This window comes from Pseudomonas sp. NBRC 111123 (genome assembly GCF_001320205.1).
Taxonomy (GTDB): domain Bacteria; phylum Pseudomonadota; class Gammaproteobacteria; order Pseudomonadales; family Pseudomonadaceae; genus Aquipseudomonas; species Aquipseudomonas putida_J.
This window is the reverse complement of the sequence record NZ_BCAZ01000011.1, coordinates 44114-62818: the sequence shown is the minus strand read 5'-3', so window position 1 is coordinate 62818 and position 18705 is coordinate 44114. Positions and strand designations below refer to the sequence as shown.

Annotated in this window: 19 protein-coding genes and 1 tRNA gene; 6 read left to right on the top strand and 14 right to left on the bottom strand. The window is 61.8% G+C overall.

Going from position 1 to position 18705, the window contains the following annotated elements; translation table 11 throughout:
* Positions 1 to 11: 11 nt before the first annotated feature.
* The 9 genes from pth to APH27_RS08400 form a co-directional block, all read right to left on the bottom strand.
* On the bottom strand, positions 12 to 596 hold the full coding sequence (gene pth, locus APH27_RS08440) for an aminoacyl-tRNA hydrolase (protein WP_009686183.1): 585 nt from the start codon (positions 594 to 596) through the stop codon (positions 12 to 14).
* Positions 597 to 677: 81 nt separating this feature from the next.
* Positions 678 to 1277 (bottom strand): 50S ribosomal protein L25/general stress protein Ctc, encoded by a 600-nt coding sequence (locus tag APH27_RS08435; protein WP_060484541.1) that lies wholly within the window; start codon positions 1275 to 1277, stop codon positions 678 to 680.
* Between the two features lie 120 nt (positions 1278 to 1397).
* Complete coding sequence (locus APH27_RS08430) at positions 1398 to 2339, bottom strand: ribose-phosphate pyrophosphokinase (RefSeq protein WP_003247410.1); 942 nt, start codon at positions 2337 to 2339, stop codon at positions 1398 to 1400.
* A 48-nt stretch (positions 2340 to 2387) separates the two neighbouring features.
* Positions 2388 to 2462, bottom strand: a tRNA-Gln gene (locus APH27_RS08425).
* Between the two features lie 20 nt (positions 2463 to 2482).
* Complete coding sequence (gene ispE / locus APH27_RS08420) at positions 2483 to 3343, bottom strand: 4-(cytidine 5'-diphospho)-2-C-methyl-D-erythritol kinase (protein ID WP_060484540.1); 861 nt, start codon at positions 3341 to 3343, stop codon at positions 2483 to 2485.
* Between the two features lie 4 nt (positions 3344 to 3347).
* Positions 3348 to 3965 (bottom strand): lipoprotein insertase outer membrane protein LolB, encoded by a 618-nt coding sequence (gene lolB / locus APH27_RS08415; RefSeq protein WP_027918301.1) that lies wholly within the window; start codon positions 3963 to 3965, stop codon positions 3348 to 3350.
* 4 nt (positions 3966 to 3969) lie between these two features.
* Positions 3970 to 5682: a tetratricopeptide repeat protein gene (locus tag APH27_RS08410; protein WP_027918302.1), complete on the bottom strand. Its 1713-nt coding sequence runs from the start codon at positions 5680 to 5682 to the stop codon at positions 3970 to 3972.
* 528 nt (positions 5683 to 6210) lie between these two features.
* Positions 6211 to 7185, bottom strand: a complete 975-nt coding sequence (locus tag APH27_RS08405) for a hypothetical protein (RefSeq protein ID WP_060484539.1) — start codon at positions 7183 to 7185, stop codon at positions 6211 to 6213.
* Between the two features lie 10 nt (positions 7186 to 7195).
* Positions 7196 to 7684, bottom strand: a complete 489-nt coding sequence (locus APH27_RS08400) for a type VI secretion system tube protein Hcp (protein ID WP_027918304.1) — start codon at positions 7682 to 7684, stop codon at positions 7196 to 7198.
* Positions 7685 to 8141: 457 nt separating this feature from the next.
* Between APH27_RS08400 and hemA the strand changes: the two genes are divergently transcribed.
* The 6 genes from hemA (at position 8142) to APH27_RS08370 (ending at position 13490) form a co-directional block, all read left to right on the top strand.
* Positions 8142 to 9419 carry a glutamyl-tRNA reductase gene (gene hemA, locus APH27_RS08395; RefSeq protein WP_027918305.1) on the top strand — a complete coding sequence of 426 codons (1278 nt, stop codon included), beginning with the start codon at positions 8142 to 8144 and terminating at the stop codon, positions 9417 to 9419.
* Positions 9416 to 10498, top strand: a complete 1083-nt coding sequence (prfA, locus tag APH27_RS08390) for a peptide chain release factor 1 (RefSeq protein WP_027918306.1) — start codon at positions 9416 to 9418, stop codon at positions 10496 to 10498. The genes hemA and prfA overlap by 4 nt, the downstream gene beginning before the upstream one ends.
* Positions 10498 to 11328, top strand: coding sequence for a peptide chain release factor N(5)-glutamine methyltransferase (gene prmC, locus APH27_RS08385; RefSeq protein WP_027918307.1), 831 nt, complete (start codon positions 10498 to 10500; stop codon positions 11326 to 11328). Before prfA ends, prmC begins: the two co-directional genes overlap by 1 nt.
* Complete coding sequence (locus tag APH27_RS08380) at positions 11322 to 12077, top strand: molybdopterin-synthase adenylyltransferase MoeB (RefSeq protein WP_027918308.1); 756 nt, start codon at positions 11322 to 11324, stop codon at positions 12075 to 12077. Before prmC ends, APH27_RS08380 begins: the two co-directional genes overlap by 7 nt.
* Complete coding sequence (murI, locus tag APH27_RS08375) at positions 12070 to 12867, top strand: glutamate racemase (protein ID WP_060484538.1); 798 nt, start codon at positions 12070 to 12072, stop codon at positions 12865 to 12867. Before APH27_RS08380 ends, murI begins: the two co-directional genes overlap by 8 nt.
* Positions 12868 to 12971: 104 nt before the next feature.
* On the top strand, positions 12972 to 13490 hold the full coding sequence (locus tag APH27_RS08370) for an acyloxyacyl hydrolase (protein WP_027918310.1): 519 nt from the start codon (positions 12972 to 12974) through the stop codon (positions 13488 to 13490).
* Positions 13491 to 13534: 44 nt separating this feature from the next.
* Here the strand turns inward: APH27_RS08370 and APH27_RS08365 are convergent, their stop codons facing one another.
* The 5 genes from APH27_RS08365 to APH27_RS08345 form a co-directional block, all read right to left on the bottom strand.
* Positions 13535 to 14233 carry an SDR family oxidoreductase gene (locus APH27_RS08365; protein ID WP_082435060.1) on the bottom strand — a complete coding sequence of 233 codons (699 nt, stop codon included), beginning with the start codon at positions 14231 to 14233 and terminating at the stop codon, positions 13535 to 13537.
* A gap of 17 nt (positions 14234 to 14250) precedes the next feature.
* Complete coding sequence (gene phrB, locus APH27_RS08360) at positions 14251 to 15672, bottom strand: deoxyribodipyrimidine photo-lyase (RefSeq protein WP_060484537.1); 1422 nt, start codon at positions 15670 to 15672, stop codon at positions 14251 to 14253.
* 11 nt (positions 15673 to 15683) lie between these two features.
* Positions 15684 to 16562 carry a MerR family transcriptional regulator gene (locus tag APH27_RS08355; protein ID WP_060484536.1) on the bottom strand — a complete coding sequence of 293 codons (879 nt, stop codon included), beginning with the start codon at positions 16560 to 16562 and terminating at the stop codon, positions 15684 to 15686.
* Complete coding sequence (locus tag APH27_RS08350; protein ID WP_060484535.1) at positions 16552 to 17520, bottom strand: DUF523 and DUF1722 domain-containing protein; 969 nt, start codon at positions 17518 to 17520, stop codon at positions 16552 to 16554. The genes APH27_RS08355 and APH27_RS08350 overlap by 11 nt, the downstream gene beginning before the upstream one ends.
* Positions 17521 to 17627: 107 nt before the next feature.
* Positions 17628 to 18614 carry an NAD(P)/FAD-dependent oxidoreductase gene (locus tag APH27_RS08345; RefSeq protein WP_027918315.1) on the bottom strand — a complete coding sequence of 329 codons (987 nt, stop codon included), beginning with the start codon at positions 18612 to 18614 and terminating at the stop codon, positions 17628 to 17630.
* Positions 18615 to 18705 lie beyond the last annotated feature (91 nt).

Sequence of the window (18705 nt, the reverse complement as noted above, 5' to 3'; positions counted from 1 at the left end):
TCTCTAGGAAATCAGGCCTTCTGGCTGTGCAGCTCGCGCATGGCCTTGGCGAAGTCGCCGGCCAGTACGTCCGGCAGCACGCCGAGGGCAAAATCGATGCTGGCGTCGAGCTTCTCCTGCTCGGCGCGCGGCGCGCGGCCCAGGACGAAGTTGGAGACCAGTTTGGCGTCACCCGGGTGGCCGATGCCAAGCCGCAGGCGGTGGAAGTCGTTCTGGTTGCCGAGCTGCGCGATGATGTCGCGCAGGCCGTTGTGCCCCCCATGGCCGCCGCCGCGCTTGAGCTTGGCAACGCCCGGAGGCAGGTCGAGTTCGTCGTGCGCCACCAAAATCGCTTCCGGCTTGATGCGGAAGAAATTGGCCAATGCCGCCACGGCCTGGCCGCTACGGTTCATGTAGGTGGTGGGGATCAACAAACGAACGTCGTTGCCCTGATGGCTGAATTTAGCCGTCAGGCCGAAATATTTTTTGTCAGCGGTCAGCGATACACGCTGGGCGCTGGCAATGCGTTCAACGAAAAGAGCCCCTGCGTTATGCCGGGTCTGTTCGTATTCGGGGCCGGGGTTACCCAGGCCAACGATCAACTGGATGGCGGTCACGTCAGGGGCTCTTCCTTGGAGTTGGTGGGTTACAGGGCGCGGGGCGCACTGTAACCCGATCAACACCGGCGTGCGAGTGGATTACTCGGCAGCGCCTTCTTCAGCAGCTTCGGCGGAAACGCGCGGAGCGTGAACGTTGGCAACAGCTTTGTCATCACCGTGGGCCAGAGCGACGAACTCTACGCCTTTCGGAGCTTTCAGGTCCGACAGGTGGATGATGGTGCCGATTTCGGCGTTGGCCAGGTCGACTTCGATGAACTCAGGCAGGTCTTTGGCTTCGCAGGAAACTTCGATCTGCGATTCAACGTGCGAGATCTCGCCGCCTTTCTTGACCGGTGCTTCTTCGTTGATGAAGTGCACTGGAACAACAGCGGTCAGCTTCTGGCCAGCAACGACGCGAACGAAGTCGGCGTGCATGATGAAGCCTTTGGCTGGGTGACGCTGCATGGCCTTGACCACGACGTTCTGCTTGGCGCCGTCGACGTTCAGCTCGATAACGTGGCTGAAGGCAGCTTCGTTTTCGAACAGCTTGGCGATTTCCTTGGCCACGATGGTCAGGGATTGGGCTTCTTTATCGCCACCGTATACAACGGCTGGGATGTTGGCGGAGTGACGCAGGCGGCGGCTCGCACCTTTCCCCAGGTCAGTACGCGCTTGGGCGTTCAGGATGAAATCAGTCATTTTGCTTCTCCAAAATAGCCTCCCGAAAGGCGTTTGCGACCAGCGCCAGACGGGGATGGCAAAAAAGCCCCGCCCCAACAAATGCTGGGGCGGGGCGCTTCACATCAACACGCGTTCCGCTTAGCGGAACATCGCGCTGATCGATTCTTCGTTGCTGATGCGGCGGACCGCTTCAGCGACAACCGGTGCGATATCCAGCTGGCGGATACGGTCACAGGCTTGAGCAGCGGCGGACAGCGGAACGGTGTTGGTCACTACCAGCTCGTCCAGTACCGACTTCTCGATGTTCTCGATCGCACGGCCCGACAGGACAGGGTGCGTGCAATAGGCGTAAACCTTGGCAGCGCCGTGTTCTTTCAGGGCTTTGGCCGCGTGGCACAGGGTGCCGGCGGTGTCGACCATGTCGTCTACCAGGATGCAGGTGCGCCCTTCGACGTCGCCGATGATGTGCATAACCTCGGAGTGGTTAGCCTTTTCGCGGCGTTTGTCGATGATACCGAGATCGACGCCCAGGGACTTGGCAACGGCGCGTGCGCGCACAACGCCACCGATGTCCGGGGAAACGATCATCAGGTTCTCGAAACGCTGGTCTTCGATGTCGTCGACCAGTACGGGCGAACCGTAGATGTTGTCGACTGGGATATCGAAGAAGCCTTGGATCTGGTCAGCGTGCAGGTCGACGGTGAGAACACGGTCGATACCCACGACAGTGAGCATGTCAGCGACGACTTTGGCGCTGATGGCTACACGTGCCGAACGCGGACGGCGGTCCTGGCGGGCATATCCGAAGTAGGGAATCACGGCGGTGATTCGGGATGCTGAGGAGCGGCGGAAGGCATCGGCCATCACTACCAGTTCCATCAGGTTATCGTTGGTCGGGGCACAGGTCGGCTGAATAATGAAGACGTCTTTACCGCGGACATTTTCATTGATCTCAGTACTGATCTCACCGTCGGAGAATTTACCGACAGAGACGTCACCGAGAGGGATATGCAGCTGACGTACGACACGCCGAGCCAGATCGGGGTTAGCGTTCCCCGTAAAGACCATCATCTTGGACACGCGCAGTACCTGAAGGCTGAGGGTATACCTGGATGAGTATAAGGAAAATGGCAGGGGCGGCTGGATTCGAACCAACGCATGGCAGGATCAAAACCTGCTGCCTTACCGCTTGGCGACGCCCCTGTATCTGTTGCTGCGAACACTTATGTGCTCGACTTCTTGACCAGACTTTGCAGCTTGCGATGCAACATCGAAACATTGCTTCCTTTCGCCACAAACCCTGTTTGGGTCACTGAAAGAAGGGCCAGAACTTTATCAGCTTCGGCTTTGCTTGGGAAGGCCCCAAACACACAACTTCCAGTACCGGTAAGTCGAGCCTCTGTGAATTTACCCAATGAATTCAGCGCGTTGCGAACTTCTGGGTAACTCTGCTCTACCACCGGTTGGCAGTCATTTCGACTGTTTCCCTCGGGAACGGGGCGCATCTTAAGGGGGAGCGAATCACGTGTCAACTGTGGATGTGAAAAAATTTCTACTGTGCTGACAGACACTTGCGGCACCAGCACGACATACCAAGGTTCGTCGGGGGAGACCGGGGTCAGTTGCTCGCCCACACCCTGGGCAAATGCCGCGTGGCCACGGACGAACACCGGCACGTCGGCACCCAGGCTCAGGCCAAGCGCGGCCAGGCGGTCCTCGTCCCAGTCCAGCTGCCACAGGTGCGCCAGTGCCAGCAGGGTGGTCGCCGCATCGGAGCTGCCGCCGCCGATGCCGCCACCCATGGGCAGCACCTTGGTCAGCCAGATATCGGCGCCCAGTTGCGTGCCGGACTGTTCCTGCAATTTACGCGCAGCGCGTACGATCAGGTTGCTGTCGTGGGGCACCGCTTCGATTTCAGTGTGCAGGCGGATCACGCCGTCCTCGCGCAGGGCGAAGCTCAGTTCGTCGCCATGGTCGAGAAACTGGAACACGGTTTCCAGCTCGTGGTAGCCGTCGGGACGGCGGCCGATGATGTGCAGCCACAGGTTGAGCTTGGCCGGGGCGGGCAGGGTGAGCGTGCGCATGGGATCAGTGCCCCAGCTGGCGCGGCTGCCAGTCCTTGACCACCAGGGTCACGTCGAGATCCTTGCCATGCAGTTTCAGGCGTTCGGGTAGCCAGTAGCCGTTCTGCTCGGTGTAGCTCAGGTACTGCACCTGCCAGCCGTCCTGCTCGAGGCTGGCCAGGCGGCTGTCGCCGTCCAGGGTCAGCTTGCTCTTGCTGTCGGGGGCGGGCAGGCCGCGCACCCACCAGACCAGGTGCGAGACCGGCAGCTGCCAGCCGAGCTGTTCTTCCAGCAGGGCTTCGGGGCTTGCGGCTTCATAGCGGCCCTGGTTGGCCACTTCCAGCACCACGCCACCGGGGCGGCCGGTCAGGCGAGCAGCGCCGCGGCCGAGCGGGCCGGCCAGGCGGATGTCGTAATAATCCTGGCGTTGCAGCCAGAACAGCGTGCCGCTGCCGGAATCGCGCGGGGCACGGATGCCGACCTTGCCGTTGATCTGCCAGCCGTCGAGGCTGCTCAACTGCTCTTTATGGGCGCGCCACTGCTGCGGGTCGCCGTGGCCCTGCAGGGCTTCGCGGCTCCCGAAGCCGGCGCAACCGGCCAGCAGGGCGATCAGGGTAAAGGTGATGCAATGGCGCAGGAACATGGCGTTAAAGAGTCTCGGATCCGGTCAGGCGCAGGAGGGTCTTGCGCAGGATAGGGCTGTCGGCCTGGGCTTCGAAGCCCTTGGCCCAGACTTGTCGGGCCTCGCGGCGCTTGCCGTTGGCCCACAGGACTTCGCCCAGGTGGGCAGCCACTTCATGGTCGGGGAAGCGGGCAAAGGCTTGGCGCAGGTAGTTTTCAGCCTCGGCGAGGTTGCCAAGCCGGTAGTTGATCCAGCCCATGCTGTCGAGTACGGCCGGGTCGTCCGGGGTCAGCTGGTGGGCTTTGTCGATCAGGACCTTGGCTTCGCTGTAGCGGGTGGTGCGATCGGCCAGCGTGTAGCCGAGGGCGTTCAGCGCCATGGCGTTTTCGGGCTCGCGGGCGATGATGGCGCGCAAGTCTTTTTCCATCAGCGGCAGGTCATCGCGCTTTTCGGCCAGCATGGCGCGGGTATAAAGCAGGTTGAGGTCGTCCGGGTAATGCTTGAGGGCTTGTTGCAGCACCTGGTCAGCCTGGGCGTCCTTGTTATTGTTGCTGTAGCTTTCCGATTCGATCAGGTACAGCTGCACGGCCAGGTCCGGCTGCGTTTCGCGGGCTTCGGCGAGCAGGCGCGATGCTTCGGCGCCGCGGCCGTTGGCAATGAGGATGTCAGCCTGGCGCAATTGGGCCGGCAGGTAGTCCGGGCCAGTGCCGACCAGGGCATATTCGCGCAGGGCACCTGCCGGATCGTGGCGTTCTTCGGCGATGCGGCCCAGGTTCAGGTGGGCGGCGTCGACGTTGCTGTCGCGCTCGATCAGCTCGCGCAGGTAGACCTCGGCTTCGTCCCAGTCTTTCATCTCCAGGCACACCAGGGCCAGCGAGTAACGCGACTCATCGTCATCCGGGTACTGCTGAACCAGGCTGAGGAATTCGGCTTTGGCATCGGCCATGCGGTCCTGTTCGACCAAGGTGCGCGCATAGGTCAGGCGCAGGCGCTTGTCATCCGGGTTGTCACGGATCGCCCCACGCAGCAGCGGCAGCGCCTCAGGGCCGCGGTCCAGGGCCTGGAGCAGGCGGGCGCGCAACAGGATCGGGGCGATTTCGCCATTCTGCGCCGGGTGCGCCTCGAGCAGGTCGAGGGCTTCCTGGGACTTGCCGTCCTGATTCAGCAGCAGCGCCTTGCCGAACACCAGCTGGCTGTTGTCCGGGTATTTGACCAGCAGGCGGTCGAAGCTCTGCATCAGGCCGTCGCGCGTGCTCTGGTCGGTTTCGGCGGCCGACAAGGCGAGGAAGTCGAAGTGGGTGTCACCCTGGCCCTGCAGCACCTTCTCCATATAAGTCATGGAGTCGTCGTAGCGACCGGCTCGGGCCAGCTGGATGGCGGCGGCGCGCTGGGCGTCGAGGTTCTCCGGGTCGTTCTTGGCCCAGATCAGGGCGCTGTCGAGGGCCGGCTCGTCGGCGCCGAGGTACTCGGCAATTCGGTAGGCGCGCTCGGAGACGCCCGGGTCCTGGGTCTTCTCGGCCTGGTCGGCGTAGTTGGCCAGGGCGATGTCGAAGCGGTTGCGCTGGCCGGCCAGCTCGGCCACCAGCAGGCTATAAAGGGTGTCCTGCGTGAACGACCCATACACCTCGGGCTTCTTTGCCTCGGCCTCGGCGGCAGGAGGCTCGGCCTTTTGCGGGGCCAGGCTCTGGCAGCCCTGGAGCAGGGCGAAGGCAAGCAGCAATGCGTAGGGTCTGTTCATAGAGAGGCTTAAAAAGACTAACCGGCGGTCGGAGCATGATGACACAAGCGCGGGGGCAAACCCACCTGCGAAGGTCGTGGTTTACAGCTTGGTGGTGCTAGGTCGGACAGCGGGGTAGGTAAGAGGTTCGGTGGTGTAGATCGCCCCGTGGATTCGGTCATTGAGCTGGAAACAGGAAGTGGGAAAGTACAAGCGCTGATAGTAGCGTCATATGCAGGGCCAGCAGACAAAGAAGAATGCGTCGGTGCTTTGCGGGGAAAGCCTTGATCTCCTCCGCGTTAACGAGTCCTCGCCATATGAAAAGTTTGGGGATTGCCAATACTACCGATATGGAACCAGTGCGTATTAATTTTCCTGGCAGGCCGGCGTGCTTGTAGATGTTTCTGTTATCTATGATGTATTTGCAGTTTGGTAAGGATGACTCAAAAATCTCTGTGTATTTATGAGCAGCGTAGCACTGGGCTATGAATGTGAGTGCCATGGGGGTAATTATTAAAAATCCTACTATTCCCGGATCCATGGCGGCGTTCACTTCAGGCTTTCTCGATATAGAAAATCACCGAAGGATTTGCCCTTTTCTCCGCCGTACTCACCTGCATATTTTCCTCCTATGGCACCTCCAACAACCGCACAAGCAAGTGCACCTGTCCCGGCACTGGCAATGCCCAGAGCTGCGCACACCGCAGGGCCAATATATGCACCAGCATAACCTCCAGCGCTAGCGCCTACTAAACCACCAACCAAAGATGTAGTCTCGACGAACTGCGCTCTGCTGCATTCGTCCTCTCTCCCCAAGGTACAGGCCTTCTGAATCTCGAGCCCCGTAGCTCCCACCCCGAGTGCTACGCCGATATAGCTGCCATTCTTGATCAAGCGTGCAGCTTTGCCCACCCCGGCAACCTTATCCGCATACCCCGCAATTTCCCCTGAATTCAAATAGCTTTTAGTGGAAATACCAAGCGTTCTCTTGATTGATCCTTTGTTTCGCAAGCCGGCACCAAACGCTGCCATTTTACTCAACTGCTCGTCCAGCCTGGCGAACAGCGCCGCGCGCCTGGCATAAAACTGATCGCGAGCCTTGAGCGTCCCTGAACTCATATGCTCCTGATACAGCTTTTCAATTTCCAGCAACGTGCCCTGAATCGTCTTCAGGTGCCTGCTCCAGCCATCGCTGACCACGCCTGCGCCTGTAGCGGCATGGGTAAGCAGACTTTTGAGCAACTCGAAATTCTCCAGAAAGAACTCGTCGGCACCTTGCCCGCTACGCATCAACCCCATGTGTACTACGCCAGCCTTTGCCATCAGGTACGCCTCCTGGCTGGTGCATGAGGGCGTGGACCAGTCGCCGATAATGACCAGTTCGCCGCTTCTGACCACGCTGTTGTAAATGTGTGAATTCAGGACGTCGAACTTGCTGGCCGAATGCCCACTGAGCGCAAGGCCGGCCTTGAGTGTGTGGTAGTTCTGCATGTTGGGGTTGATGAACGCGCGGGCTTTGGTCATGGCGTTATCCTCACGCGTACTTCTTGTTGCTGATCCGGTCCCAGCCGCCAGCGATGTTACCGCCGCCAGAGCCGTCGATGCGTTTCTGCTGGGTATAGGTGGTCTTGATTCGGCCGTAATCGAGTTGCACTACCTCGATCGGCACACCATCGGCAGCGCTCTGTGTGTAGTCGGCAATGATCACTTCTTCGAGAATGACCTCGTAATACTTGAGCTTGTCGCCGCCTGCGCGGCACAACGCGAGTTTCACTTCTTTCAGATGCAGGCCGGCACAACTGGCTTCCATCAGTTTGCAACTGGCACTGTCGAGAAACTTGGTGAATCTGAAGTTGCTGACGGCGGTGCGGCCTGAGGTGGCGCCACCGGCAGAGCTTGCAGTGGCTGAGGTGCTTTGGCTGACGCCAAACTCGTAGCCGGTAACCTCAATCCATTTATTATATTTTTCATCCAGGGCCTCACCTGGTATTTCGTCGATTTTTATATACGCATCAAATGCCATGCTTACCTCTCCTTGGCAATCTATTCAGGGTGTAAAATGCTGACGGGTAACTTGGTCCGGTCAGTGATTGGCAAGGCTAGGCACCGATATCTGGGAAGGCAATAGAAAGGGCAGTATTTGGGAAATGGACTACAAGATTGTGGATAACTCCGCTGTGAATATTGTCGAAAGATTTCATTGAAAGGTGTTTTTGTAGGAAATATTACGTGCCAGCAGTGCAATCGCTTGGGGCGAGCAGACTGGTGAGGGAGGGGGACTCACGAGAAATTGGTTTAACCTGCGCTGGCCTCTTCGCGGGCAAGCCCGCTCCCACAGGTTTCGTGCTTGCCTCGGCCGTGGACCGGGGCTCCCCGGGGCCGGGTCGGCCCGGCCTATCACGACAATAGCGAACGGTGGTTGTTCTAAAACCTGCGAAAGAGGACAATTATCGGCTTCCCGTCACAACCAGCGACCTTGCATGGCCTTTCTTGCACTTGGTATCAACCATAAGACTGCCTCGGTAGACGTACGCGAGCGCGTGGCGTTTACCCCAGAGCAGCTGGTCGACGCCCTGCAGCAGCTCTGCCGACTGACCGCCAGCCGTGAGGCGGCGATCCTGTCGACCTGCAACCGTAGCGAGCTTTACATAGAGCAGGACCACCTGTCCGCCGACGCCGTGCTGCAATGGCTGGCCGAATATCACCGGCTGAGCCTGGATGAGTTGCGCGCCAGCGCCTACATCCACGAAGAGCACGATGCGGTGAAGCACATGATGCGGGTAGCCTCCGGGCTCGACTCGCTGGTGCTCGGCGAACCGCAGATCCTCGGCCAGATGAAGTCCGCCTACGCGGTGGCGCGTGAGGCCGGTACCATCGGCCCGCTGCTGGGGCGCCTGTTCCAGGCCACCTTCAGTGCTGCCAAGCAGGTGCGTACCGACACCGCGATCGGCGAAAACCCGGTGTCCGTGGCATTCGCCGCAGTCAGCCTGGCCAAGCAGATCTTCACCGACCTGGGCCGCAGCCAGGCCCTGCTGATCGGTGCCGGTGAAACCATCACTCTGGTCGCCCGCCACCTGCATGAGCAAGGCGTGCGCCGCATCGTCGTGGCCAACCGCACCCTGGAACGGGCGAGCATTCTTGCCGAGCAGTTTGGTGCCCATGCCGTGCTGCTGGCCGACATTCCGCAGGAACTGGCCAACAGCGATATCGTCATCAGTTCCACCGCCAGCCAGCTGCCGATCCTTGGCAAGGGCGCGGTGGAAAGCGCGCTGAAGCAGCGCCGGCACAAACCGATCTTCATGGTCGACATCGCCGTGCCGCGCGACATCGAGCCGCAAGTTGGCGAACTCGACGACGTCTACCTGTACACCGTCGATGACCTGCACGAAGTGGTCGCGGAAAACCTCAAGAGCCGCCAGGGCGCGGCCCAGGCCGCCGAGGATCTGGTTTCGGTGGGCGCCGAAGACTTCATGCTGCGCCTGCGCGAACTGGCCGCTGTCGATGTGTTGCGCGCTTACCGCCAGCGAAGCGAGCGCCTGCGTGACGAAGAACTGCAAAAGGCCCAGCGTCTGCTGGCCAATGGCGGCAACCCCGAGGATGTACTGGCGCAACTGGCCCGGGGGCTGACCAACAAACTCCTGCATGCGCCCAGCGTGCAGCTGAAAAAGCTCTCGGCCGAGGGCCGCCTCGATGCGCTGGCCATGGCCCAGGAACTCTTTGCCCTCAATGAGGGCTCGACGGACAAATCCCCGCAATGAAAGCGTCGCTGCTGAACAAACTGGAGATTCTCCAGGACCGCTTCGAGGAACTCACCGCGCTGCTTGGTGACGCCGAAGTCATATCCGACCAGACCCGCTTCCGCGCCTATTCTCGCGAATATGCCGAAGTCGAGCCGGTGTACGCCGCCTATAAAGAATGGCGCAAGGTGCAGGACGACCTCGAAGGCGCCCAGGCGCTGCTCAAGGACGCCGACCCCGACCTGCGTGAGATGGCCGTGGAGGAAGTGCGCGAAGCCAAGGAACAGCTGGTCGAGCTGGAGTCCAACCTTCAGCGCATGCTGCTGCCCAAGGACCCGAACGATGGCCGCAACGTGTTCCTCGAGATCCGCGCCGGCACTGGCGGCGACGAGGCGGCGATCTTCTCTGGCGACCTGTTCCGCATGTACTCGCGCTATGCCGAAAAGCGTGGCTGGCGCCTGGAGATCCTGTCCGAGAACGAGGGCGAGCACGGCGGCTACAAAGAGATCATTGCCCGAGTCGAAGGCGACAATGTGTACGGCAAGCTCAAGTTCGAGTCCGGCGCGCACCGTGTTCAACGGGTGCCGGAAACCGAATCCCAGGGCCGTATCCACACCTCGGCCTGCACCGTGGCCGTGCTGCCCGAGCCCGACGAGCAAGCGGCCATCGAGATCAACCCGGCAGACCTGCGCGTCGATACCTACCGCGCCTCGGGCGCCGGCGGCCAGCACGTGAACAAGACCGACTCGGCGATCCGCATCACCCACTTGCCCACCGGCATCGTGGTCGAGTGCCAGGAAGAGCGTTCGCAGCACAAGAACCGCGCCCGCGCCATGTCCTGGTTGTCGGCCAAGCTCAACGACATGCAGACCAGCGCCGCGCAGAACGCCATCGCCAGTGAGCGCAAGCTGCTGGTCGGCTCCGGTGACCGCTCCGAACGCATTCGTACCTACAATTATCCACAGGGGCGGGTGACCGACCACCGCATCAACCTGACCCTGTACTCCCTCGACGACATCCTCGCCGGTGGCGTGGAGGCCGTGATCGAACCGTTGCTGGCCGAATACCAGGCCGACCAACTGGCTGCCCTGGGGGACTGATGACCATCATTGCCAGCCTCTTGCGCAACGCGCAGCTACCCGATTCGCCCAGCGAGCGCCTGGACGCCGAACTGCTGCTGGCTGCCGCCATCGGCAAGTCGCGCAGCTTCCTGCACACCTGGCCCGAGCGCATTGTCAGCAGCGAGGATGCCGAAACCTACGCCGGCTACCTGCAGCGTCGCCGTGGCGGTGAACCGGTGGCCTACATTCTGGGGCAGCAGGGCTTCTGGAAGCTCGACCTGGAAGTGGCGCCTCATACGCTTATCCCGCGCCCGGATACCGAGTTGCTGGTCGAAACGGCCCTGCAGTTGCAGCCCGCATCGCCCGCCAAGGTCCTCGACCTGGGTACTGGTACCGGCGCCATTGCCCTGGCCCTGGCCAGCGATTGCCCGGCCTGGCAAGTGACGGCCGTGGACCGCGTCGAGGAAGCCGTGGCCCTGGCCGAGCGCAATCGCCAGCGCCTGGGCCTGGATAACGTTCAGGTGCTTGCCAGCCACTGGTTTGACAGCCTGGCCGGGCAGCGCTTCGACCTGATTCTCAGCAACCCGCCGTACATCCGCGCCGAAGACCCGCACCTGGTCGAAGGTGACGTGCGTTTCGAGCCCAGCAGCGCGCTGGTGGCCGGTACCGATGGCCTGGATGACCTGCGGGTGATCGTCGCCCAGGCGCCGCAGCATCTGCTGCCGGGGGGCTGGTTGCTGCTCGAACACGGTTACGATCAGGCCGCCGATGTGCGTGCCCTGCTGAGCGCACAAGGCTTCACCGAGGTGGCCAGCCGCAAGGACCTGGGTGGCCATGAGCGTATTTCACTGGGGCGCCTGCCATGCTGACCGATCAGGAACTGTTGCGTTACAGCCGGCAGATCCTGCTGGCCCAGGTGGACATCGACGGCCAGCTGCGGCTCAAGCACAGCAAGGCATTGATCGTCGGCCTTGGTGGCCTTGGCTCGCCGGTGGCGTTGTACCTGGCGGCCGCTGGTGTGGGGGAACTGCACCTGGCCGACTTCGACACCGTCGACCTGACCAACCTGCAACGCCAGGTCATCCACGACAGCGACAGCGTCGGCATGAGCAAGGTCGATTCGGCGCTGCAGCGGCTGCAGGCGATCAACCCTGAGATCACCCTGGTCGCCCACCGCCACGCACTGGATGAAGACTCCCTGGCCGCCGCCGTGGCAGCGGTCGACCTGGTGCTGGACTGCTCCGACAACTTCGGTACGCGCGAGGCGGTCAATGCGGCCTGCTTCGCGGCTGGCAAACCGCTGGTGAGCGGCGCGGCAATTCGCCTGGAAGGCCAGCTGTCGGTATTCGACCCGCGCCGTGACAACAGCCCTTGCTACCACTGCCTGTACGGCCACGGCAGCGAAGACGAACTGACCTGCAGCGAAGCCGGCGTGATCGGCCCGCTGGTAGGCCTGGTTGGCAGCTTGCAGGCACTGGAGGCGATGAAGCTGCTGGCAGGCTTTGGCGAGCCACTGGTTGGCCGCCTGCTGTTGATCGATGCCCTTGGCACGCGCCTGCGTGAGCTGCGGGTCAAGCGTGACCCGGCCTGCGCCGTGTGCGGCAAGCGCGATGGCTGAGCGCTGGGCGCCGGTCGGCGTGATGGACTCGGGGGTCGGCGGCTTGTCGGTGCTCGCCGAGATCCAGCGCCTGCTGCCCAACGAGTCGCTGCTTTACGTGGCCGATTGTGGCCATGTGCCCTATGGCGAGAAGTCCCCAGACTACATCCGCCAGCGCTGCCGGCGCATAGCCGAGTTCTTCCAGGCACAAGGTGCCAAGGCGATGGTCCTGGCCTGCAACACCGCGACCGTGGCTGCAGTCGCCGACCTGCGCGAGTTGTACCCCGACTGGCCACTGGTTGGCATGGAGCCGGCAGTCAAGCCTGCTGCTGCTGCCACCCGCTCGGGCGTTGTAGGTGTGCTGGCCACCACGGGCACCTTGCAGAGCGCCAAGTTTGCCGCCTTGCTCGACCGCTTCGCCAATGATGTGCAAGTGGTCACCCAGCCCTGCCCGGGGCTGGTCGAGCTGATCGAAACCGGTGACCTTGGGAGCCCGCAGTTGCGCCAGTTACTGCTGGGTTATGTGCAGCCGCTGCTGGCCGCCGGCTGCGACACGCTGATCCTCGGTTGCACCCATTACCCCTTCCTGCGCCCACTGCTGGCCGAGATGGTGCCCGCCAAGGTGGCCATCATCGATACCGGTGCAGCCGTGGCGCGCCAGTTGCAACGCCTGCTGGCTGCGCGCGAGCTGCTGGCCGACGGGCCGGCTCGCGAAGCAAGCTTCTGGAGCAGCGGCGACCCGCTGGCGTTGAAGCAAATCCTGCCTGTGCTGTGGCAAAGCTCTGACAGTGTGCAACCTTTCGCGTTGTGAAAAAAACGTGAATAGAAGCTGAACTATCTTGCTGCTGCCGATTTCTACCGCATGCCTGATGGCACGTGAGTACTAACAACAGTATGGAAAGAAGGATGTTTCTCATGAAGAAACTGCTCGGTTTGGCGGCGGCTGCCGCAGTTACTCTGGGGCAAGTGATGGCTGCGCAAGCGGCCGATGTTTCTTTTTCGGTAGGCCAGACCGGCGACTCCACCATGGTCTATCGGCTGGGGCTTCAGTCGAACTGGGATTCGAGCTGGTGGCAGAGTAGTGTTGGCCGGCTGACCGGATACTGGGACGGGGCCTATACCTACTGGGATGGCGACGAGACAGCGAGCAATCACAGCCTGTCTTTTGCACCCGTGTTCGTCTATGAATTTTCTGGCCAGTCGGTGAAACCGTATATCGAGGCGGGCATTGGCGTGGCGGCATTTTCCAGTACCGAACTTGAAAGCAATGAGCTGGGCTCATCGTTCCAGTTCGAGGACCGAATTGGTTTCGGCTTGCGTTTTGCCGGGGGGCATGAAGTCGGCGTGAGAGCGATCCACTACTCCAATGCAGGCATCAAAGAACCCAACGATGGTGTCGAGAGCTACAGCCTGCATTACCGCATGGCGCTCTGAATATCCAGGCCATGCCCTGTCACAGGGCATGGCCTGACTGTCATTTAGCGCGGCAGGGGCCACAAACTGCTGATATCCAGCACCTCCAGCACCAACTCTGGTTCGCGCAACGCCAGTCGCTCCAGCAGTTCATCTGCCGCGCTTTGCGGCGTCCAGGCATCGGGAACGGCATGTACGGAAGTCACCGGCGTCTTCAGCGAATGCGGCGCCACCACGGTCAGGTCAATCCCCTGGTCTTTCAGTACCTTGCGCTGCTCGCGCAACCACTGCGGCACAGTGTTCCAACCTGCCGACACGTGCGTCGGTGAGTAAAGCTGTAAGGCCGAATAACGGTTGAGGATCGCCATGACCTGCGGCTCATGCCCCTGCGCCAGCAACGGTTGAGCATTGGCCAGGCAGTGCTCGGCGGCCAGTTGGTTGCCATGGACGATGGCCTCGAACAACTCGCTGTCCGCGACACCATCGGCCAGGTAGTCACTGGTCCCGGCGTTGATGATCAACACGTCCAGCGAGCACCAGGCATGGCATATCTGCTCTGCCGCGCTGGTGGCTTTTCCTTTTTCATTCAATTGCCAAGGCAGGCTCAACAGCCGACTACCATGGCGCACTGCCAATGCTTCGAACGCCTCGCTTTCCCTGCCACTTGCTGCAACCCGATGTCCTTGATTGAGCAAGCGCTCCACCAGGGCCAAACCCAGTCCATTGCTGGCCCCCGTAACCCAGAAACGACGCGAGTGATTCAAGCTACTGCCCTCTAAGCCTATCGGCGTGGAAGGCTCTTGAATGCCTCCAGCGCACGGTGGCGACTGCTGGTGAGATCGACAATTGGACTGTGATACTGATTATCGGCAAAGAGATTAGTGTGCTTTAACGGTTGATGGATAGATTTTTCATCCAGACCCCGTAACTCCGGCAGCCAGTGGCGAATAAACCGGCCCTCGGGGTCGAAACGCTGCGACTGCGAAACCGGGTTGAAGATACGGAAATAGGGTACTGCGTCGGTGCCCGTCGAGGCGCTCCACTGCCAGCCACCGTTGTTGGCCGCCAAGTCGCCGTCTATCAGGTGACGCATGAAATGGCGTTCGCCCAGCCGCCAGTCGATCAGCAGGTTCTTGCTGAGGAACATGGCGACGATCATGCGCAGCCGGTTGTGCATCCAGCCGGTGTGCAGCAGTTGGCGCATGGCCGCATCGATGATCGGGAAGCCAGTGCGGCCCTCCTGCCAGGCCTTGAAGTCGTCTGGCGCATTGCGCCACGGCAGAGCTTCGGTCTGTGCGCGGAAAGCCCGATGTCGGGAGACCTGTGGATAACCCGTCAGGATGTGTTTGTAGAATTCACGCCACAGCAGTTCGTTGATCCACGTCTGAATGCCGCTGCTGCCGCTGTCGAACTCACCGCGGTTGCGGGCGAGGGCAGCATGCAGGCATTGCCGGGGCGAGATCACGCCTGCGGCCAGGTAGGCAGATAGCTGGCTGGTGCCGGGCTTGGCCGGGAGGTCGCGCAGGTGCTCGTAGTCCTCGACCGTTTCATCGAGAAAACGGCCCAGCCGCACCTGTGCTTCGCGTTCACCGGCCGGCCAGTGATCGCTCAGGGCGCGGGCAGGCTTGTCGAAGCCATCGATATGCTGCGGGATCGGGTCGCTGGTGATATCCAGTGGCTGCTGGGGTTTCACGCGCCTGGCCAGTGACGGCAGGCTGCGGTGCAGGTGTTCAAGGCAGACTCTCTTGAACTGGCTGAAAACCTGGAAGTAGTCGCCGCTGCGGGTCAAGATGGTGCCCGGGCGGAAGAACAACTGGTCAAGGTAGCTGTGGGCGCGGACACCGGAGTCTTCCAGCAGCTTGCGCGTGGCGGCATCGCGACGCTCTTCGTTGATACCGTATTCGTCGTTCCAGTGCACCGCGTCGATGTTGTGCTGGCGGCAGACTTCGAGCAGGGTGGCCGGTGCCTGGTCCCAGGTATCGATCTTGCGCACCAGCAGCGGGATGTTCAGCGTGTCCAGCGACTGGCGCAGCTGGCGCAGGTTGCGTAACCAGAAATCGACCTTGCAGGCGGCGTCGTCGTGGGCCTGCCATTGGCCGGGGCTGGCCAGCCACAAGGCCACAGTCGGGCCGCGTTCGCAGGCGACGCTGAGGGCGGAGTTGTCATCAATGCGCAGGTCGCTGCGCAGCCAGATCAGTTGCATGGGGTACTCGTCTATACAGGCCGGCGGTCATTGCCTTGCAGCACACGCAATGCCGCCTGCGGGGTATCGAACAGGAAAAGGTCGGATAGGTCCAAAGCGTGCAGCTGCGCCTGGTGCAGGGCGATGGTGGCGCCGCCCAGCAGCTTGGTCCCGGCAATACCCTGCAAGGTACGCTGCAAGGCACTGGCATCGATACGTGGTCCAAGGTGCAGCAGCACGGCCCGCGGTTGCAGGGCGGTCACGGCACGTTGCAGCTGCGCGCTGGCCACCGGTTGCTCAAGAACCTCGACTGGGATGCCGTTGCTGCTCAGCAGCCAGGCGCACAGCCACAGGCTTGGGTCGAACGGGCGCTCACTGTCTTCGCACAGCAGCACGGCCGGCCCTTGTAACGATTGATTGTCGTGATACACCCTGGCCCCGAGCTTGCTGCGCAGCCAGGTGTGGAAAAACACTTGCTCAAGGCGTGCGTTGAAGTGGTTGCGCCAGCGCGCGGCGAGGGATTGCAGCAAGGGCAGCAGCAGTTGTTCACACAAGGTGACGGCGGGGTACAAGGCCATGACCTGGTTAAGCTGCTGGTCGAGGGCGCGCTGGGAAAGGTTGGCGATGGCCTCTATCAGCTGCTGTTGACGCGGTTGCCAGTCGCCCATCGGTGCCCGCTCTGGCGGCTGGTCGAGCAGTTCGCGAACCTGGCCGACTGAAGCGCCGCGTTCAAGCCAGGCAAGAATCGCCTGCACGCGCACGAGCTGGTCTTGCCCGTACAGGCGGTGCCCTTTGGCGGTACGTTGTGGTTTAAGCAGGCCATACCGCCGCTCCCAGGCACGCAAGGTGACAGGGTTTACCCCAGTGCGCCGGGCCAGTTCGCCGATCGGCAGGAGTGCTTCAGACAGCATTGCGCAAGCCTAGGCTGGCAGGGTGCGGTTGCAGGTAGGTCTGTTGCTGCAGGTAAGGATCCGGATGCTTGCGCAGGTGATGCTTGAGCAAGGTCAGCGGCACCACCAGCGGTACCTCGCCTTGCTGGTACTGTCCAATGATGTGCTGCAGTTCGGCCTTGTCCTGCTGTGTCAGCGAGTCTTTGAAGTAGCCGCTCAGGTGCTGCAGCACATTGCAGTGGGTGCCACGGCTGGCGCAGCGGCGCAGGGCCTGCATCAGCTGGGTGAAATAGCGTGGCCCGATCTGTTCGGGGTCATCTTCGCGGCTCATGCTGCCCAGCAGGCGGCCGAGCTGGCGATAGGCCTGGGGGTTGTTGGCCATCAGCAGGTACTTGTAGCGTGAATGGAAGTGTACCAGCGCGCCTCGGCTCAAACCTTGCACCAGCAATTGCTGCCAGTCGGCGTACGCATAGACGCGGCTGATGAAGTTCTCGCGCAGCACCGGGTCATGCAGGCGACCTTCCTCCTCCACCGGCAGATCCGGGCGACGGGCACAGAAGGCTGCGGCATACGCCCCCGTGCCGCCTTGCGGCGCGGGGTGGCCGTTGTCCTGATAGACCTTGACCCGTTCCAGGCCGCAGGAGGGGGACTTCTGCATGAAGATGTAGCCACAGATGTCATCGAGCTCATCGGCCATCTGTTCGGCGTAGTTGCGCAGGGGGCCGGTCAGGTCCGTGCCCGGGTTGCGCGTGCCAACCACGGTTGGCCGCTCGGGGTCGCCGACCAGGCGAATAGGCTCGCGTGGTATACCCAGACCAATTGCGACCTCGGGGCACACTGGCAGCCATTCGAAGTGCGCTTGCAGCTGCTCACGGCACAGATCGGAAGCTTTGTGCCCGCCGTTGTAGCGCACATTGTGGCCGGTCAGGCAGGCGCTGATAGCGATACGGGGCTTATGCGCGGGGGCGGTTTCGTGCATGGCTGTCTCCGGAAAACTTGTACATGGAAGAAAGCGCGTACAAGTTTATTCCAGCACAGCCAGAAAGTTATGCAACTAGTATTTCTGTATAGCGTTGCCAACCGATGTTATTCGAGATGTTCCAGCAGCCGTCGCGCAGCTTCCTGGCCGCTGAGCCAGGCACCTTCGACGCGGCCTGACAGGCACCAGTCGCCGCAGGCATACAGCCCTTGGTCTGCATCGGCCAGTGCGCCCCATTCGTGATTGCCGGCCGGCCTTGCGTACAGCCAGCGATGGGCCAGGGCGAAACTGGGTGCCGGAACGACACAGCCGACCAGCTCGGCGAATTCCCCCCACAGTTGTTCGATGACTTCTTCCTTGGCCAGGTCGATGTGCTGCTTGCTCCAGTCGGACGTGGCGTGCAGCACCCAGGTGTCGAGGTGCTCTTCACGGCCGGGCTTGCTGCGGTTGCGGGCCAGCCAGTCGAGCGCGCTGTCCTGCACGAAGCAGCCTTGCATCGGCGTATCCAGCGCTGTCTGGAATGCCAGGGCGACTGCCCAGGTAGGCTCCATCTGCACACCGGCCGCCACTGCCGCGAGCTTGGGCGTGGCCGCCAGCAGCTGGGTGGCCTGGGGCGCGGGCACGGCGATCACCACGCGGCTGAATGGGCCATGGCTGCACCCTTCAGTGTCTTGCAGGTGCCAGAATTGCTTGCCGCGGAACACCTCGGCGATACGGCAGCCAAAGTTGACCGTGACGTCCTTGAGCAGGCCGCGGGTGATGGCGCTCATGCGAGGCACGCCAACCCAGCGCGTCTGTTCATCGGGGGAGGGGGTGAGTTCGCCATCGCGGTAGTTGTACAGCTGCGGCTTCCATTGCTCGGCCCAGCCAGCGGCTACCCACTGCTGCACCTGCTCGACGAAGCGTCGGTCACGGGCGGTGAAGTACTGCGCGCCAAGGTCGAGCGCGCCGGCTTCGCTGCGCTTGCTGGCCATGCGCCCGCCACTGCCGTGGCCTTTGTCGAACAAGTGAACGGACTGCCCGGCCTTTTGCAGGGCCTGGGCGGCGGAAAGGCCGGCGATACCGGCACCGATGATGGCAATAGGTACTGTCATGATGGCCTCTTCGAACCTTGCTGTAGGCAGACTACGCTGTCTGGCAAACCTGTACAATGCAAAAACTTTGTATAAGGTTATTCCGCTTCAT

Bases quoted from the DNA above. Each gene is read 5' to 3' on its own strand.
- APH27_RS08345 (WP_027918315.1), bottom strand. From the start codon at position 18,614: ATGACAGTACCTATTGCCATCATCGGTGCCGGTATCGCCGGCCTTTCC.
- lolB (WP_027918301.1), bottom strand. From the start codon at position 3,965: ATGTTCCTGCGCCATTGCATCACCTTTACCCTGATCGCCCTGCTGGCC.
- murI (WP_060484538.1), top strand. From the start codon at position 12,070: ATGGCTGAGCGCTGGGCGCCGGTCGGCGTGATGGACTCGGGGGTCGGC.
- APH27_RS08380 (WP_027918308.1), top strand. From the start codon at position 11,322: ATGCTGACCGATCAGGAACTGTTGCGTTACAGCCGGCAGATCCTGCTG.
- phrB (WP_060484537.1), bottom strand. From the start codon at position 15,672: ATGCAACTGATCTGGCTGCGCAGCGACCTGCGCATTGATGACAACTCC.
- APH27_RS08405 (WP_060484539.1), bottom strand. From the start codon at position 7,185: ATGACCAAAGCCCGCGCGTTCATCAACCCCAACATGCAGAACTACCAC.
- APH27_RS08370 (WP_027918310.1), top strand. From the start codon at position 12,972: ATGAAGAAACTGCTCGGTTTGGCGGCGGCTGCCGCAGTTACTCTGGGG.
- APH27_RS08350 (WP_060484535.1), bottom strand. From the start codon at position 17,520: ATGCACGAAACCGCCCCCGCGCATAAGCCCCGTATCGCTATCAGCGCC.
- APH27_RS08400 (WP_027918304.1), bottom strand. From the start codon at position 7,684: ATGGCATTTGATGCGTATATAAAAATCGACGAAATACCAGGTGAGGCC.
- APH27_RS08410 (WP_027918302.1), bottom strand. From the start codon at position 5,682: ATGAACAGACCCTACGCATTGCTGCTTGCCTTCGCCCTGCTCCAGGGC.
- prfA (WP_027918306.1), top strand. From the start codon at position 9,416: ATGAAAGCGTCGCTGCTGAACAAACTGGAGATTCTCCAGGACCGCTTC.
- APH27_RS08355 (WP_060484536.1), bottom strand. From the start codon at position 16,562: ATGCTGTCTGAAGCACTCCTGCCGATCGGCGAACTGGCCCGGCGCACT.
- prmC (WP_027918307.1), top strand. From the start codon at position 10,498: ATGACCATCATTGCCAGCCTCTTGCGCAACGCGCAGCTACCCGATTCG.
- hemA (WP_027918305.1), top strand. From the start codon at position 8,142: ATGGCCTTTCTTGCACTTGGTATCAACCATAAGACTGCCTCGGTAGAC.
- APH27_RS08435 (WP_060484541.1), bottom strand. From the start codon at position 1,277: ATGACTGATTTCATCCTGAACGCCCAAGCGCGTACTGACCTGGGGAAA.
- ispE (WP_060484540.1), bottom strand. From the start codon at position 3,343: ATGCGCACGCTCACCCTGCCCGCCCCGGCCAAGCTCAACCTGTGGCTG.